9 protein-coding genes are annotated in these 15,884 nt (G+C 69.9%); all 9 read left to right on the plus strand.

The window, feature by feature from the left end:
• The first annotated feature begins 4 nt into the window (after positions 1 to 4).
• Positions 5 to 2,611 carry a [protein-PII] uridylyltransferase gene (locus ABL843_RS16340; RefSeq protein WP_418116503.1) on the plus strand — a complete coding sequence of 869 codons (2,607 nt, stop codon included), beginning with the start codon at positions 5 to 7 and terminating at the stop codon, positions 2,609 to 2,611.
• A gap of 28 nt (positions 2,612 to 2,639) precedes the next feature.
• Entirely contained in the window at positions 2,640 to 3,677 is a 1,038-nt protein-coding gene (locus tag ABL843_RS16345; protein ID WP_126020186.1) for a sensor domain-containing diguanylate cyclase, read from the plus strand.
• Between the two features lie 257 nt (positions 3,678 to 3,934).
• Positions 3,935 to 4,408 (plus strand): cellulose biosynthesis protein BcsD, encoded by a 474-nt coding sequence (gene bcsD / locus ABL843_RS16350; protein ID WP_126020188.1) that lies wholly within the window; start codon positions 3,935 to 3,937, stop codon positions 4,406 to 4,408.
• Positions 4,405 to 4,851: a hypothetical protein gene (locus tag ABL843_RS16355; protein ID WP_418116505.1), complete on the plus strand. Its 447-nt coding sequence runs from the start codon at positions 4,405 to 4,407 to the stop codon at positions 4,849 to 4,851. The genes bcsD and ABL843_RS16355 overlap by 4 nt, the downstream gene beginning before the upstream one ends.
• A 2-nt stretch (positions 4,852 to 4,853) precedes the next feature.
• Positions 4,854 to 5,666 (plus strand): cellulose biosynthesis protein BcsQ, encoded by an 813-nt coding sequence (gene bcsQ, locus ABL843_RS16360; protein ID WP_184637691.1) that lies wholly within the window; start codon positions 4,854 to 4,856, stop codon positions 5,664 to 5,666.
• On the plus strand, positions 5,663 to 7,831 hold the full coding sequence (gene bcsA / locus ABL843_RS16365) for a UDP-forming cellulose synthase catalytic subunit (RefSeq protein WP_418116506.1): 2,169 nt from the start codon (positions 5,663 to 5,665) through the stop codon (positions 7,829 to 7,831). The genes bcsQ and bcsA overlap by 4 nt, the downstream gene beginning before the upstream one ends.
• Positions 7,828 to 10,191, plus strand: a complete 2,364-nt coding sequence (gene bcsB / locus ABL843_RS16370) for a cellulose biosynthesis cyclic di-GMP-binding regulatory protein BcsB (RefSeq protein WP_418116507.1) — start codon at positions 7,828 to 7,830, stop codon at positions 10,189 to 10,191. The genes bcsA and bcsB overlap by 4 nt, the downstream gene beginning before the upstream one ends.
• Positions 10,192 to 10,198: 7 nt before the next feature.
• Complete coding sequence (gene bcsZ / locus ABL843_RS16375; protein ID WP_418116508.1) at positions 10,199 to 11,461, plus strand: cellulose synthase complex periplasmic endoglucanase BcsZ; 1,263 nt, start codon at positions 10,199 to 10,201, stop codon at positions 11,459 to 11,461.
• Complete coding sequence (locus ABL843_RS16380; protein WP_418116510.1) at positions 11,437 to 15,837, plus strand: cellulose synthase subunit BcsC-related outer membrane protein; 4,401 nt, start codon at positions 11,437 to 11,439, stop codon at positions 15,835 to 15,837. Before bcsZ ends, ABL843_RS16380 begins: the two co-directional genes overlap by 25 nt.
• The last annotated feature ends 47 nt before the right edge of the window (positions 15,838 to 15,884 follow it).

Genomic DNA, 15,884 nt, shown 5'->3' on the forward strand with positions numbered 1-15,884 from the left:
CGCCGTGATCGAAGCAGCCAACATCGACGTGGCGACGCTGCGCGAAGCCTATCGCGCGAAAAAGCTCGCCCTGTTCGACACCCTGCGCTTCGCGCGCGCCCCGACCCGCAGCGTCCACACGGTGCTGCGCCAGCTCTCGGCGCTGGCCGACGAAACGCTGTGCACCCTGTGGCGCGACGCCGGCTTCGGCGACTCGCTCACGCTGGCGGCCGTGGGCGGCTTCGGGCGCGGGGAGCTGTTTCCGTATTCCGACGTCGACGTGCTGCTGCTGCTGCCGCCCGAGGGCGAGGCCGGCGGTATCGAGCCGGCCCGCATCGAGGCCTTCATCGGCCAGTGCTGGGACGCCGGTCTGGAGATCGGCTCCAGCGTGCGCACTGTCGAAGAATGCCTGGCGGAGGCCGAGAAGGACGTCACCGTGCAGACCTCGCTGCTCGAGGCGCGCCTGATCGCCGGCGACAAGAAGCTCTTCACCGCCTTTCGCCGCCGCTTCTCGCGCGCCATCGATCCGCAGGCCTTCTTCGTGGCCAAGTCGCAGGAGATGCGGCACCGCCACCAGAAGTTCGACAACACGCCCTACGCGCTGGAGCCCAACTGCAAGGAATCGCCCGGCGGCCTGCGCGACCTGCAGACCATCCTCTGGATGACCAAGGCCGCGGGCTACGGCAGCCGCTGGGACGACCTGGCCAAGAACGGCCTGGCCACCTCCTTCGAGGCGCAGCAGATCAAGCGCAACGAGGCGCTGCTCTCGCTGATCCGCGCCCGGCTGCACGTGATCGCCAACCGCCGCGAGGACCGGCTGGTGTTCGACCTGCAGACCGCCGTGGCCGCGACCTTCGGCTACGAAAGCGAGTCGCAGCGCAAGTCGAGCGAGGCGCTGATGCGCCGGTACTACTGGGCGGCCAAGGCGGTGTCGCAGCTCAACCAGATCCTGCTGCTCAACATCTCCGAGCGGCTGCAGCCCAGCGACGAGCAGCACACGCCGATCAACGAGCGCTTCTACGAGCGCGCCGGGCTGATCGAGATCGCGAGCGACGACCTCTACGAGCGCGAACCGCACGCGGTGCTCGAGACCTTCCTGCTCTACCAGAAGACCATCGGCGTGAAGGGCCTGTCGGCGCGCACGCTGCGCGCGCTCTACAACGCGCGCCACGTGATGGACAGCAAGTTCCGCAACGACCCGGTCAACCACCAGACCTTCATGCGGATCCTGCTGCAGCCCTACGGCATCACGCATGCCTTCAGGCTGATGAACCAGACCTCGGTGCTCGGGCGCTACCTGCGCGTGTTCCGCAGCATCGTGGGGCAGATGCAGCACGACCTGTTCCACGTCTACACGGTCGACCAGCACATCATGATGGTGCTGCGCAACGTGCGGCGCTTCTTCATCGCCGAGCATGCGCACGAGTACCCGTTCTGCTCGCAGCTCGCGGCCGGCTGGGACAAGCCCTGGATCCTGTACGTGGCCGCCCTCTTCCACGACATCGCCAAGGGCCGCGGCGGCGACCACTCCACGCTGGGCGCGCGCGACGTGCAGCGCTTCTGCAAGCAGCACGGCATCGCCCGAGAAGACGCGAGGCTCATCGAGTTCCTCGTGGCCGAGCACCTGGTGATGAGCCAGGTCGCCCAGAAACAGGACCTGAGCGATCCGGAGGTGATCGGCGCCTTCGCCAAACGCGTGGGCAACGAGCGCTACCTGACCGCGCTCTACCTGCTGACGGTGGCCGACATCCGCGGCACCTCGCCGCGCGTGTGGAACGCCTGGAAGGGCAAGCTGCTCGAGGACCTTTACCGCTACACCCTGCGGGCGCTGGGCGGCCGCATGCCCGACCCGGACGCCGAGGTCGAGTCGCGCAAGCGCGAGGCCCTGGTGCAGCTCGCCCTGCACGCCCAGCGCTTCGAGGCGCACAAGGCCCTGTGGGACACGCTCGACGTCGGCTATTTCATGCGCCACGACGCCGGCGAGATCGCCTGGCACGCCAAGCAGCTCTCGCGCTTCGTGCCGCCGCCGAACGTGCCGGCCGACCCCAAGGCAGCGCCCATCGTCAGGGCGCGCCTGTCCCCGGTGGGCGAAGGCCTGCAGGTGGTCGTGTACACGCCCGACCAGCCCGACCTGTTCGCGCGCATCTGCGGCTACTTCGACCAGGCCTCCTTCAGCATCCTGGACGCCAAGGTGCACACCACGAGCAACGGCTACGCGCTCGACACCTTCCAGGTGGTGACCACCTTCCTGCCGGACCACTACCGCGACCTGATCAGCATGGTCGAGTCGGGCCTGGCGCAAACGCTCACCGAGGCCGGCGCGCTGCCGCCGCCCAGCATGGGCCGGGTGTCGCGCCGGGTGCGCAGCTTTCCGATCAAGCCGCGCATCAGCCTGCTGCCGGACGACAAGGCGCAGCGCTGGCTGCTCAGCATCTCGGCCAGCGACCGCGCGGGCCTGCTGTATTCGGTGGCGCGGGTGCTGGCGCGCCATCACCTGAACCTGCAGCTCGCCAAGGTCACGACGCTGGGCGAGCGGGTGGAAGACACCTTCCTGATCAGCGGCCCCGAACTACAGGGCCAGAAGACGCAACTGGCCATCGAAACAGAATTGATGGAAGCACTGGCCTCCTGACACCCCGGGAGCCCTCAGAATGTCGGCCATGGAATTCCTGATCGAACAGCTATCCGAAACCGTCTCCTCGGCCACGACGCTGGAAGACCTCGCGCGCCCGATGCTCGAAATGCTCGAGGCGGCAACCGGCCTTGAATCGGCCTATCTCACGGTCATCGAGCCCGACAAGGCCCGCCAGCACATCCTCTTCGCCCACAACGCGGGCGAGCTGACCATTCCCGAAGGCGCCTACGTTCCCTGGGGCGACACGCTGTGTCGCCATGCGCTGGAAGAAGACCGCATCTACGCCGACGATGCCGGCGGCTGCTGGGGCGATGCCGATGCGGCCCGCGAACTGGGCATCCAGACCTGCGCGAGCGCACCCGTCAGGCTCGACGGCGGCGGCCTGCATGGCGCGCTGTGCGCCGCCAGCGCCCGGCAGATGCCCCTGCCGGCCATCGCCGAACCGGTACTTCGCCTGTTCGCAAAGCTGATCGCCCAGCAGGTGGACCGCGAGCAGATGGTCGCCAGGCTCGACAAGGCCGGCATCGAACTCTCGGCCAATGCAGCGACCGACGTACTTACCGGCCTGCCGAACCGCCGCGCCCTGGTCGACGCGCTGCAGCGCATGCTGGCGCAGGGTGCGCGCAGCGCCCAGAGCGTGCTGGTCGGCTTCATCGACATGGACGACTTCAAGAAGATCAACGACGCGCACGGCCACGCGGTCGGCGACGAGTTCCTGGCGGCCATGGCGAAGCAGCTGTCGAACTGCGTGCGCGCGAGCGACATGCTGGCGCGATTCGGCTCCGACGAGTTCGTGGTGATCGGCCTGGGCCCCGGCCTCGGCGAATCGCCGCGTACCGGCGCGATGGCGCTGGGCGACCGGCTGGCGGAAAACACCAAGGGCGAACTGCGGCTCAGGAACCTGACCATCGACTACGCGGGCGCCAGCGTCGGCGTGGTGGCGGTCGATCCGCGCACCACCTCCGCCGAGGAGGCCCTGCGGCAGGCCGATGCCGCCATGTACGCGGTAAAGCACGGCCGCCGCACCATGTTCCAGCACGCGGGCGAAGCCCTCTCGGACTGACCCCGGGCCGAGTCGCGACGCGGGCGCACGGCTGCGTCGTCCGCGCCTGTCTCCGGTGACGGCGGGGACGAAAGCGCACTTCACCAGAAACTTGAATCCGATCGCGCCCGCGCGACGTATGGAACTCGACCCGACGAAGGTCGCGGTTCGAGCTCGTCCCCGAATTCAGACAGTTGGCCAGCTCAAATTCAGTTCTTTCGTACTAATTAGTTCACATTCATTGTCAATAGTTAACTGATCCAAGAGAATGCCTCGGCATGGAAACTGGTGCGACGTTTATTGACTATTACGAAAAGAAATCCTGCAGCGCCCAATGGTTGGAATTCAACCGCGGCATGGCCGCCGAGTTGAGCGCCGGGTTGCCTCCGGAAGATCTGAGGCAGCTTTTCTTTCGCATCGGCCAGCGTCTCGCGCAGGCCCTGCCGATCCCCCGCTGCCGCACGCTCGAGGAGTTGCAGGACCAGTTCAACGCCCGCTGGGACGGCATCGACTGGGGCTTCGCCGTGCTGAACGAGGAAGCCGACGGCGTCGCCATCACCCACGCCTGCAGCCCAGTGGCCGCCGCCTTCGGGCCCGGATCGACCGACTGGAGCGTCGGTTTCTTCGAAGGTGCCTACCAGACCTGGTTCGAGGCGCAGCACATGCCCTCCACGCTGCGCGTGCAAGCGTTGCAGCCCGAGGTCCAGGCCGGGCCGCGCATCGATCTGCGCCTGTCGAGGGCAGGCGCATGAGCACCGAGGAACCCATGCCCGAGGACATCGCCGGCCTGTTCGGCAAGTTCGGCGGCAACGGCAACGGCTACAAGGAATTCGCGCCGCCCGACGCCGAGGCGCCGCGCGTGTGGCCACTGCTGTCGGGCGAGAAGATCGCCCATCCGCCGGCGGTCACGGCTGCCGCCCCGGTCCCTGCGCCCGCACTGGCGCCCGCTCCAGTTCCGGTCGGCGCGGCAACGCCCCTGCACGCGCCCTCGCCCGCACCGCTGGTCGCCGCTCCAGTCGCCCATGCACCAGCCGCGGTCCCGGTGTTCGCACCCGAGCCCGCACCGGCTCCGGCCGCCATCGCCTCCGGGCCGGGTTCCGCGACACCGCTCGAGCAACTTTTCGCACGTCTGGCCGCGCCGCAGAAGGCAGCCGTGGCGCAGGGTCCCATGTCACGCTGGCGAAGGCCGACGTGACGATGGTTGTCATCCCCGTAATCTCCTCCAAGGGCGGCGTAGGCAAGACGACGATTGCCGCCAACCTCTGCACCGCGCTCGCGCAGCGCGGCAGGCAGGTGCTGGCCATCGATCTCGATCCGCAGAACGCGCTGCGCTTCCACATCGCCAACGAGCCGCAGGCCTGCGACAGCGGCCTGGTCGAGGCTGCCACCGGCCTGATGCCGTGGGCCCGCGCCATTCGTCCCGCGCACGGCGGCGTGATGCTGCTGCCTTTCGGCGACGTCGACGACGAACGCCAGATCGCGTTCGAGCAGCAGCTGGCCCGGTCGCCCGGCTGGCTCGGCGACACGCTGGAACGCTTCGGCCTGCCCGCCGGCACGCTGGTGGTGCTCGACACCCCGCCCGGCCCCTCGGTCTACCTGCAGCAGGCGCTGCGCGCGGCCAGCTTCGGCGTGGTCGCGGTGCTGGCCGATGCGGGCTCCTTCGCCACGCTGCCCATCGTCGAGCGCATGCTCGACAAGTACGCCCGCCCACGCGGCGGCTACCTCGGCACCGGCTACGTGGTGAACCAGATCGACCCGGGCAAGCGGCTCAACCACGATGTCTTCGAACTTCTGCGCCAGCGGCTGCGCCCCGAGCTGCTGGGCATGCTGCACCTGGACCAGGCGGTGCCAGAGGCGCTGGCCTCGGCCGCGCCGGTGCAGCGCTACGCGCCCATGAGCCAGGCGACGCAGGACATCGACGCCTGCGCCGAGCGCCTGCTCGAACGCCTAGACACCGCGCGCCAGGCGGCGTCCTTCCCGACCCTGCGGACCACGGAAACGAACCGATGAAACACGCCCAGTCCGCCGCGCCGGCCCAGCCGGAGCCCCGTCCGGCGCCGGCCATCCTGAAGCTGCTGCCGGTGCGCATCCTCGGCTGGATCGTGGCGCTCACGATGCTGCCCGCGCTGATCATCGCGCCGATGACCTTCGAGCAGCAGATCGTGCTGTCCGTGGGCATCTTCGTGGCGGCGCTCGTCACCAACCGCTTCCGCGGGCGCTTCGCCAGCCTGGTTCTGATCTTCCTGTCGGTGGTGGTGTCCTCTCGCTACACCTACTGGCGGGTGACCGAGACCATGTTCATGGACAACCTGCTCGACCTGGTGCTGGGCGTCGGCCTGCTGATGGCCGAGCTCTACGCCTTCGTGGTGCTGCTGCTGGGCTACGTACAGACCGCCTGGCCGCTGGAGCGCAAGCCGGTGCCGCTGCCGGAGGACCCGGCCGAGTGGCCGACCATCGACCTGTTCATTCCGACCTACAACGAATCGCTGTCGGTGGTTCGCTCCACGGTGCTGGCCGCGCAGCTGATCGACTGGCCGCGCGACAAGATCAAGATCTTCGTGCTCGACGACGGCCGGCGCGAGGAATTCCGCGTGTTCTGCGAGCAGGTCGGCGTGACCCACGTCATCCGCGACAACAACCGCCATGCCAAGGCCGGCAACATCAACGCCGCGCTGAAGAACACCACGGGCGAGTTCGTCGCGATCTTCGACTGCGACCACATTCCCACGCGCTCGTTCATGCAGATCGCCATGGGCTGGTTCGGGCGCGACCCCAAGCTGGGCATGGTCCAGCTGCCCCACTACTTCTTCTCGGCCGACCCGTTCGAGCGCAACCTCGACACCTTCGGCACCGTACCCAACGAGGGCGAGCTTTTCTACGGCCTGATCCAGGACGGCAACGACCTCTGGAACGCCACCTTCTTCTGCGGCTCCTGCGCGGTGCTGCGGCGGACCATCGTGGAAGAAGTGGGCGGCATCGCGGTCGAGACCGTGACCGAGGACGCCCACACGGCGCTGAAGATGCACCGCCTGGGCTACAACACCGCCTACCTCGCGCTGCCGCAGGCCGCGGGCCTGGCGACCGAGAGCCTCTCGGGCCACGTGGGCCAGCGCATCCGCTGGGCGCGCGGCATGGCGCAGATCTTCCGCATCGACAACCCGCTCTTCGGCCGCGGGCTGCACTGGGCGCAGCGCCTGTGCTACGTGAACGCGATGCTGCACTTCCTGTACGGGCTGCCGCGGCTCATCTACCTGACGGCGCCGCTGGCCTACCTGTACTTCGGCGCGAGCGTGATCCACGCCTCGGCCTCGATGATCTTCGCCTTCGCGCTGCCGCACATCCTGCACGCCAACCTGACCAACAGCCGAATACAGGGGCGCTTTCGCTACCTGCTGTGGAACGAGGTCTACGAGGCGGTGCTTGCCTGGTACATCTTCCGCCCGACGCTGGTGGCGCTCATCAACCCCAAGCTGGGCAGCTTCAACGTGACGGCCAAGGGCGGCCTGATCCAGCAGGAATATTTCGACAGCAGCATCGCCAAGGCCAGCCTGGTGCTGCTCGCGCTGAACTTCGTGGGCGTGTGCCTGGGCGTGTGGCGGCTGACCTGGGTCGACTCTCAGCACATCGCCACCGTGTGGCTGAATCTCGCCTGGACGGTCTACAACCTGATGATCCTGGGCGCCTGCGTGGCCGCGGCCAACGAGTCGCGCCAGCTGCGCGGATCGCACCGCGTCGAACTCAACCTGCCGGCCACGCTGTACTTCACCGATGGCCGCTCCCTGCGCTGCAACACCTTCGATTTCTCCAGCGGCGGCCTGGGCCTCGAACTCCCGCAGGACCTGAAGCTGGACCTCGAAACGCCGGTAGAGGTGGCGCTGTACCGCAACGACCAGGAATCGCGCTTCGCCTCCACCGTGCGCTTCAGCAGCGGCAAGCGCCTGGGCCTGAGCTTCGTGCCGATGAGCTTCGCGCAGGAACGCGCGCTGGTGCAGTGCACCACCGCCCGCGCCGACATCTGGGCCGCGCGCTGGGGCAACCACCCGCGCGTGCCGATCCACCGCGTGCTCGGCCACATCATCAGCATCAGCGGCACCGGTTTCCGAGACATGTTCAGCCATTACTACCGTGCGGCCGCCTCGCGGCTGCGTCCCGTCAAAGCGAAGGAATCCACGTGACGACCCACGTGACGCCCAACCAGCGCGCGCATCGCCGCGCCGAGCATCCCGTCAGCGTGGCTTCGTCCCCGTTCGTCTCCCGCGCCGTGGCCCTCGCCGTGGCCCTCGCCGCCGCCGGCACGGCCTTCGCCCAGCCCCGGCCGGCCGAGCCCCAGGCTGCGGCCGCCGCTGCAGCCCAGCAGGCGGCGCCGGCTCCCATTGCTGCCGCGGCACCTGCCGGCGGCGCGGTGCGCGAACTCAACCTCACGCAACTCGGCATCGACTACGCGGTTCAGCTGCGCGGCATCAGCGGCACGGTGGGCATCCCGTTCAACGTGCGCGCCGACGAGCTGGTGACCGCCGCCTCGTTCAGGCTGAACTACGCCTACTCGCCCTCGCTGATCCCGGAGCTCTCGCACCTGAAGGTCACGGTGAACGACGTGCTGGTGGCCACGCTGCCGGTGCCCACCGCAGGCGCGGGCCGGCCGCAGACGGCCGACATCCCGATCGACCGGCGCCTGATCACCGAGTTCAACCGCATCAACGTCGAACTCATCGGCCACTACACCCGCGAGTGCGAGGACCCGGCGCACACCAGCCTGTGGGCGCGTATCGACGCCACCAGCACGCTGAAGCTGACGGTGGCGCCGCTGAAGCTGGTCAACGACCTGGCCGCCCTGCCGCAGCCCTTCTTCGACCGCCGCGACGTGCGCCGCGCGCGCATTCCCTTCGTGTTCGGCACCGCCGCCTCGGGCCCGGTGCTGGAGGCCGCGGGCGTGGTGTCGTCGTGGTTCGGCGCGCTGGCAGATTACCGCGGCGCGACCTTCCCGGTGTCGGGCGGTGACCTGCCCACCGGCCACGCGGTGGTGTTCGTCACGCCCGATTCGAGCATTCCGGGCCTCACGCTGCCGGCCATCCGCGGGCCGGGCCTGGCGATCGTCGACAACCCGCGCGACGCCAACGGCAAGCTGCTACTGGTAATGGGCAGCACGCCCGCCGACCTGCGCACCGCCGCCGCCGCGCTGGCGCTCAACGCCAAGGCCTTCGCGGGCGCGACCGCATCGATCACCGCCTTCCAGGAGCCGCCCGCGCGCAAGCCCTACGACGCGCCGCGCTGGGTGCCGAGCGACCGTCCGCTGCAGCTGGGCGAACTGGCCACGGCGGCCGACCTCTCGGTGTCGGGCTACAACCCCGACGTGGTCCGCGTGAACCTGCAGCTGCCGCCCGACCTCTTCACCTGGCGCAGCCGCGGCATTCCGCTCGACCTGCAATACCGCTACACCCCGCGCGTGCGGCCCGACCAGTCGACGCTGAACGTCAACGTCAACGAGAACTTCGTGGGCGGCCTGCCGCTGCGCTCGGCCAACCCGGCCGGCGACCGGTGGTGGAACCCGCTGGCGGTGAAGCTGATGCCCGACGGCACGCTGGCCGAACGCAAGGAAATCATCCTGCCGCCGCTGGCCATGGGTCCGCGCAGCCAGTTGAGGCTGCACTACTACTTCGAGCCGGTGGGCGGGCGCTGCGTGCCGCAGCTGGACAACGTGCGCGGCTCGATCGACCCGACTTCGAAGATCGACGTGTCGGGCTTCCCGCACTTCATCGCGATGCCCGAGCTTGCCGCCTACGCCAACGGCGGCTTCCCGTTCTCGCGCATGGCCGACCTTTCGGACACCGCCGTCATCCTGCCCGACCAGCCCAGCAGCAGCGACACCGAAATGTTCCTCGGCCTGCTCGGCCAGATCGGCCGCTCCACCGGCTACCCCGCGCTGCGCGTGAAGGTGGGCCGCTCGGGCGAGGCGCCGCAGTGGGCCGACAAGGACCTGCTGGTCATTGGCAACCTGCAGAACCAGCCGCTGTTCACCCAATGGGCCGACCGGATGCCGCTCAAGCGCAACGGCACCGCGCCCGAGCTGAAGCTCAACAGCTGGATCGACAACGCCATCGACTTCGTGATCGGCGCACGCACCCGCGAAGACCTGCCGGGCTCGATGCAGATCTCGGTGAGCGCCGACGGCCGCGACGCGGTGCTGGCCGGCTTCCAGTCGCCGCTGCAAAGCGGCCGCAGCGTGGTCGCCGCCATCACCAACAGCGAGTCGAAGGACGCGCTGCTCAACGCGCTGATGACGCCCGAGCTGCTCAAGAGCGTGCAGGGCAGCATGACCATCGTGCGCGACACGCAGGTCAACAGCGTGCTGGGCCAGGACACGTATTACGTCGGCCGCCTGCCGCCCGTCGCCTGGGTGCAGTGGCACCTCTCGCGCAGCCCGCTGATGCTGGCCGGGCTGGTGATCGTGCTGGCGCTGCTGGGCGCGGCCGTGTCGTACGCGGGCCTGCAGCTGCGCGCGCGCCGCCGGCTGTCAGTGAAGGCCAAGGGGAAGTAAGGAACTCATGCGACGCTCGAACACGGCGCCCCCACCCGAGCGGCTTGCGAGCCGGCGCGCCCTGCTGGGCGCGGCCGGGCTGGCGCTGGCGCTGCCCCGGATGGCCGCTGCAGCGCCCACCGCAGCGCCCCCGGCGCCTGCCGCTGCTCCAGCTGCCGCACCGGCCTGCCACCCCGCCACCGACTGGGCCGCCTTCGCCGCGCGCCACATACAGCCCGACGGCCGGGTGATCGACTTCAACACGCCGCAACAGCAGTCGACCTCCGAGGGCCAGTCGTACGGCATGTTCTTCGCGCTGGTCCACAACGACCGCGCCACCTTCTCTCGCGTGCTGGCCTGGACCGAGGCCAACCTCGCGGGCGGCAGCCTCGCGAGGCAGCTGCCGGCCTGGCAATGGGGCCGCAAGCCGGCCGGCGGCTGGGGCGTGCTCGACGCCAACGCCGCATCCGACGCCGACCTGTGGATCGCCTATTCGCTGATGGAAGCCGGCCGCCTCTGGAACGATGCCGCCTATCGCACGCTCGGCCGCGAGGTGCTGGCGCTGGCGGTGCGCGAGGAGATCATCAACGTGCCGGGCCTCGGGCGCATGCTGCTGCCCTGGCCCAAGTCGGTGGCGAGCGGGCCGCTGTGGCGCCTCAACCCGAGCTATGCGCCGCTGCAGCTGCTGCGCTACTTCCAGCAGGCCGACGCGGCCGGCCCGTGGAACGAGGTCATCGACAACACGCTGCGCATGTTCGGCGCCGTCACGCCCAAGGGCTTCGCGCCCGACTGGTGCGCCTGGTCGCAGGATTCGCGCTCTTTCGTTGCCGATCCACAGAAGGGCGTCACCGGCAGCTATGACGCCATCCGCGTCTACCTCTGGGCGGGCATGCTTTCCGAGCGCGACCCGGCGCGCAAGATGCTGCTGCTGAGCCTGCGCGGCCCGCGCCAAGCACTCGCCGAGAACCACGCGGTGCCCGAGTACGTCGACACCGTCACCGGCCAGGTCCGCGGCATGGCGCCGCTGGGCTTCTCGGGCGCAATGCTGCCCTACCTCAAGGCGCTGGACGCCGCCGACGCTCTGGCCGACCAGGTCGCCCGCGTGCCCGGCGGCCGCGCGGCGCCTCCCGCGCCCAACGCAACGACGCCACCCGTGGCGCCCTTGCCGTACTACGAACAGTGCCTGTTGCTTTTCGGACAGGCGTGGCTCGACGGCCGCTATGAATTCGGCCGCAACGGCCAGCTGCAAACCTCATGGAGAACGCTATGCCGTCCCAATCGACCGGCCTGAAGCCCCGGCGCTCGCTCGGCGTCGCCCCCGGCTCGCGTCCTTTCCCGAGCCCTTTTTCGCTCTCGCCGCAATCCCGTCAATGGACGGCCTGCCTCGGCATGCTCGTCGCGCTGTGCGCCGCCAACCCCGCTCACGCGCAGGCAGACGCCAGCGCCGCGCTGATCGAGCAAGGCAACTACTGGCAGGCCCAGGGTCGTGCCGATCTCGCCGAGGAAAGCTGGAAGAAGCTGCTGAGCGTGCAGCCCCAGTCGACCGACGCGATGTACGGCATGGCGCAGGTCGAGCTCTCGCGCGGCAACTCCGAGGCCGCACGCGGCTGGATCGCCAGGCTGCGCACCGCGAACCCGAACGACAGCCGCCTCGCCCGCCTGCAGCAGCAGTCGCAGCAGCCTGCCGGCGCGCAGAGCACGCTACAGCGCGCCCGCGCCGCCGCGCGTGCCGGCCGTGCCGCCGAGGCGGTGGAGCTGTACCGCAGCCAGTTCGACAACCGCCCGCCGCCCGAGGCGCTGGCACTCGAGTACTACCAGGTGCTGGCCAGCACGCCCCAGGGCGCCGACGAAGGCCGCCGGGGCCTCGAGCAGCTGGTGAAGGATCACCCGGAAAACACCAGCTACACGCTCGCGCTGGCGCAGCAGAAGACATACAGCGAATCGACGCGCCGCGCCGGCATCCGTGAGCTGGTCGAGCTGACCCGACAGCCTGCCGTTGCCAGCGCCGCGCGCGCCGCGTGGCGGCAGGCGCTGATCTGGCTCGACGCCCGCCAGCCCGACGTTCCGCTCTACCAGGAATACCTGAGCAACAACCAGACCGACGCAGCCGTGGCCGCGCGGCTGGAAAGCCTCACCACCGCCAAGGCCGCGGCCACCAGCTCGCCCGGCGTTCCGGTGGGCGAAGGCTTCAAGGCGCTGGACCGCGGCGATGCGAGCACCGCCGAGCAGCGCTTCCAGCAGGCGCTTCGCACCAAGGCCGACGACACCGAGGCGCTGGGCGGACTGGGCCTGGTGCGCCTGCGCCAGGAGCGCTTCGCCGAGGCGCAGGAGCTGCTGGAGCGCGCGGTGCGCGGTGGCGGCAGCAAATGGAACTCGGCATTGCAGAGCGCCAGCTACTGGGTGCTGGTCGGACAGGCCCGGGCCGCCCAGGGCAAGAACGACCTGCGCGGCGCGCAGTCGCTCTACGAACGCGCGGTGCGCATCGATCCGCGCGAGCCCGTGGGCCAGAACGCGCTGGCCGACCTGCGCGCCGCCGCGGGCGACTACGCGCAGGCCGAACAGGGCTACAAGCGCGTGCTCGAAAGCCGTCCGCAGAACACGCAGGCGCTGCGCGGGCTGATCTCGGTCTACGGCCAGACTGGCCGCCCCGACGAGGCGCTGGCCCTGTCGCGCCGCCTCACGCCCGAGCAGGCCACGCAGCTGGGCGGACTGCGCGACATCCAGGTCGAGCAGGCGCGCAACCGCGCCCGCCAGCAGGCCGATGCTGGCGATACGGCCGGCGCGCAGCGCACGCTGGAAGACGCGATGCTCGCCGCGCCCGACAGCCCCTGGGTGCGGCTGGACCTCGCCAATCTCTATCGCAAGCGCGGCATGGTGTCCGAAGCGCGCGGCGTGATGGAGGGCCTGCTGATGTCGCAGCCCGACATGCCCGACGCGCTGTACGCCAGCGCCCTGCTCGCCTCCGAGACCGGCGACGCGGCAGCGGGCATCCAGTACCTCGAACGCATTCCCGCCGGCTCGCGCACGCGCGACATGGCGGCACTGCAGCGCCGCCTCTGGGCGCAGCAGCAGGCGGCGCGCGCGCTGGCACTGGCTCGCCAGGGCCAGGTGGATGCCGCGCGCGGCGTGCTCGCGCAGGCAGAGTCGGCGCTCAGCGCCGACATGCCGGCCGAGCTCTGGGGCCAGCTCGCGGGCGCCTATGCCGAGATCGGCGACGCACCGCGCGCCCTGGCCATGAGTCGCCAGCTGCTGGCGCGCTCGCCCACGCCGAGCACCGGCGACCGGCTGCTGTACGCCTCGGTGCTGCTCAAGACCAGGCAGGACATCGAGCTGTCGGCCGTGCTGCGCCAGCTGGCCACCACCAACATGACGGCCAGCCAGCGCGCCGACTTCGACAACCTGCGCATCGCCTTCGCGCTGCGCCAGACGGATTCGCTGCGCGAGGCCGGCAACCTCGAAGCGGCCTACAACGCGATCGCGCCGGTGCTCGCCGAGCGCCCAGAAGATCCGCAGGCGCTGGCCGCGCTGGCCCGCCTGTACTCGGCGGCGCGCGACGAAGGCCAGGCGCTCGCGCTCTACCAGCGCGTGCTTCAGCGCAACCCGACCGATCTCGACACCCTGCTCGCCGCCGCGGCCAGCGCCAGCGCACAGCGCGACCACAGCTCGGCCGAGAACTACGTGATGGCCGCGCTCAAGCAGGCCCCCGACCAGTCGCGCGTGCTCGCGGCGGCCGGCCGCGTCTACCGCAACGCGGGCGAGAGCCGCAAGGCCGAGCAGTACCTGCGCGCGGCGGTCGAGGCCGAGCGGCAGGTGGCGTCGGGCGGCTTCGCGCCCGGCGGCATGGCGGCCTCGCCGTTGCCGCCGGCCAATCCCTTCGCGGGCATGACGGGCGGCGCACCGAGCGCGGCCGTGCCGGCCAGCTATCCGGCAGCCAACGGCAATCCGTTCGCTCAGGCGCGCATGCAACCGGCGTCCTATCAGGCATCTCCGGTGCCGGCGGGTTACCCGGTCGCGCAGGCCTATCCGGCGGCGAACCAGGCGTATCCGGCCTATCCCGCGGCTGCGGCACCGAATGCCTATCCGCTTGGCGCCCTGCCTTGGAATCCCGGCGCTGCGGCGTCGAACGCCAAGGGCCGCACGACGGCGGCCAAGTCGTCGTCGACGCGCACGGCGCGCAATGCCGCAGCGAACCCGAACAACGTGCCACAGGCCTCCGCGTACATCGCGCAGCCGATGCAGCAGCCATTGCCCCAGTACCCGGTGCCCGGCACGCAGCAGGTCGCGCCGGTCTACATTCCGCCGGCGCAGCAGCCCGGCGGCTATCCGGCTCCCGGCTATCCGCAGGCGAATGCCGCGTATGCGCAGGCCAACACGCCGCGCGCGGACACCGGCTGGAATGCGCCGCCGCGCAGCGCGCCCGCGACGAGCTCGGTGGCCGCCGAGCTGCAGGAGCTCGAATCGCAGCGCGCCGTGAGCCTCACGGCGGGCACGGTGTACCGTAACCGCGCCGGCGAGGCGGGGCTGAGCCGGCTGTCGGACTTCCAGCTGCCGATACAGGCGCGCTTCCCTGCGGGTGAAGGCAAGATCGTCGTGGGCGTGACGCCCACCGTGCTCGATGCCGGCACGCCCGCGAGCGACTACGCCACCGGCAGCCGCTTCGGCGGCGGCCCCAGCGCCGCACTGAACGCGCTGCGCAGCGGCGCCTCGGCCGGCCAGCAGAATGCGGCCGGCGTCGGGCTCAACGTGGGCTACGAGGGCAAGAACATCGATGCCGGCATCGGCACCACGCCGCTGGGCTTTCCCACCACCAACGTGGTCGGCAACGTGACATTCAAGGGCAGCATCGGCGACTCCTGGAACTACAAGGCCGACATCTCCCGCCGCGCCGTGACCGACAGCGTGCTGTCCTTCGCAGGCGCGAAGGACGAGCGCACCAACGAGCGCTGGGGCGGCGTGGTCGCCACCGGCGTGCGCGGCGACATCGGCTATGACGACGGCACCTACGGCGTGTACAGCTACCTCGCGGCGCACGGCATCACCGGCAGGAACGTGCAGAGCAACTCGCGCGTGGAAACCGGTGGCGGCGCCTACCTGCACCTGCTCAACAGCCCGAACTCCAAGCTCACGCTGGGCATGAACATCGGCCTGATGGGCTACCAGAAGAACCTGAGCTACTACACCTTCGGGCAAGGCGGCTACTTCAGCCCGCAGAGCTTCGTGAGCGTGGCCTTCCCGGTCGACTGGAGCGGGCGCAGCGACAGGCTTTCGTGGCGCCTGAACGCCTCGCTGGGCGTGCAGTCGTTCACCCAGAAGTCGTCGCCCTACTTCCCGACGGACCCGTCGCGCAACGCGGCCGCATCGAGCGCCGCCTACCAGGCGCTGGCGCTGGGGCTGAGCAGCTCGGCCTACAACAACACCTACGCCAGCAGCTCCAAGACCGGCCTGGCCTACAACCTGGCCGCGGTGGTGGAATACCAGTTGGCGCCGAAGATGTTCCTGGGCGGGGCGCTGGGGTTCAACAATGCACAGAACTACCGGCAGTTCACCGGTAGCGTCTACCTGCGCTATGTGTTCGGCGGCTCCAGCAGCATCGGCGTGCCCGGCTACGGCACCGGAAGCGGCACCACGCTGAGCCCGATGACGTCGCCCTACACGCCGCTGCTCTAGGGCCTGTTCACACTATTTCCGGGGTCGCGTTGGTGCGCCAACCCTGC

The organism is Variovorax sp. 350MFTsu5.1 (assembly GCF_048302515.1).
GTDB lineage: Bacteria > Pseudomonadota > Gammaproteobacteria > Burkholderiales > Burkholderiaceae_C > Variovorax > Variovorax guangxiensis.

Coding starts and splice junctions, on each gene's coding strand:
- ABL843_RS16345 (WP_126020186.1), top strand. CDS start 2,640: ATGGAATTCCTGATCGAACAGCTATCCGAAACCGTCTCCTCGGCCACG.
- bcsD (WP_126020188.1), top strand. CDS start 3,935: ATGGAAACTGGTGCGACGTTTATTGACTATTACGAAAAGAAATCCTGC.
- ABL843_RS16355 (WP_418116505.1), top strand. CDS start 4,405: ATGAGCACCGAGGAACCCATGCCCGAGGACATCGCCGGCCTGTTCGGC.
- bcsQ (WP_184637691.1), top strand. CDS start 4,854: ATGGTTGTCATCCCCGTAATCTCCTCCAAGGGCGGCGTAGGCAAGACG.
- bcsA (WP_418116506.1), top strand. CDS start 5,663: ATGAAACACGCCCAGTCCGCCGCGCCGGCCCAGCCGGAGCCCCGTCCG.
- bcsZ (WP_418116508.1), top strand. CDS start 10,199: ATGCGACGCTCGAACACGGCGCCCCCACCCGAGCGGCTTGCGAGCCGG.
- ABL843_RS16380 (WP_418116510.1), top strand. CDS start 11,437: ATGCCGTCCCAATCGACCGGCCTGAAGCCCCGGCGCTCGCTCGGCGTC.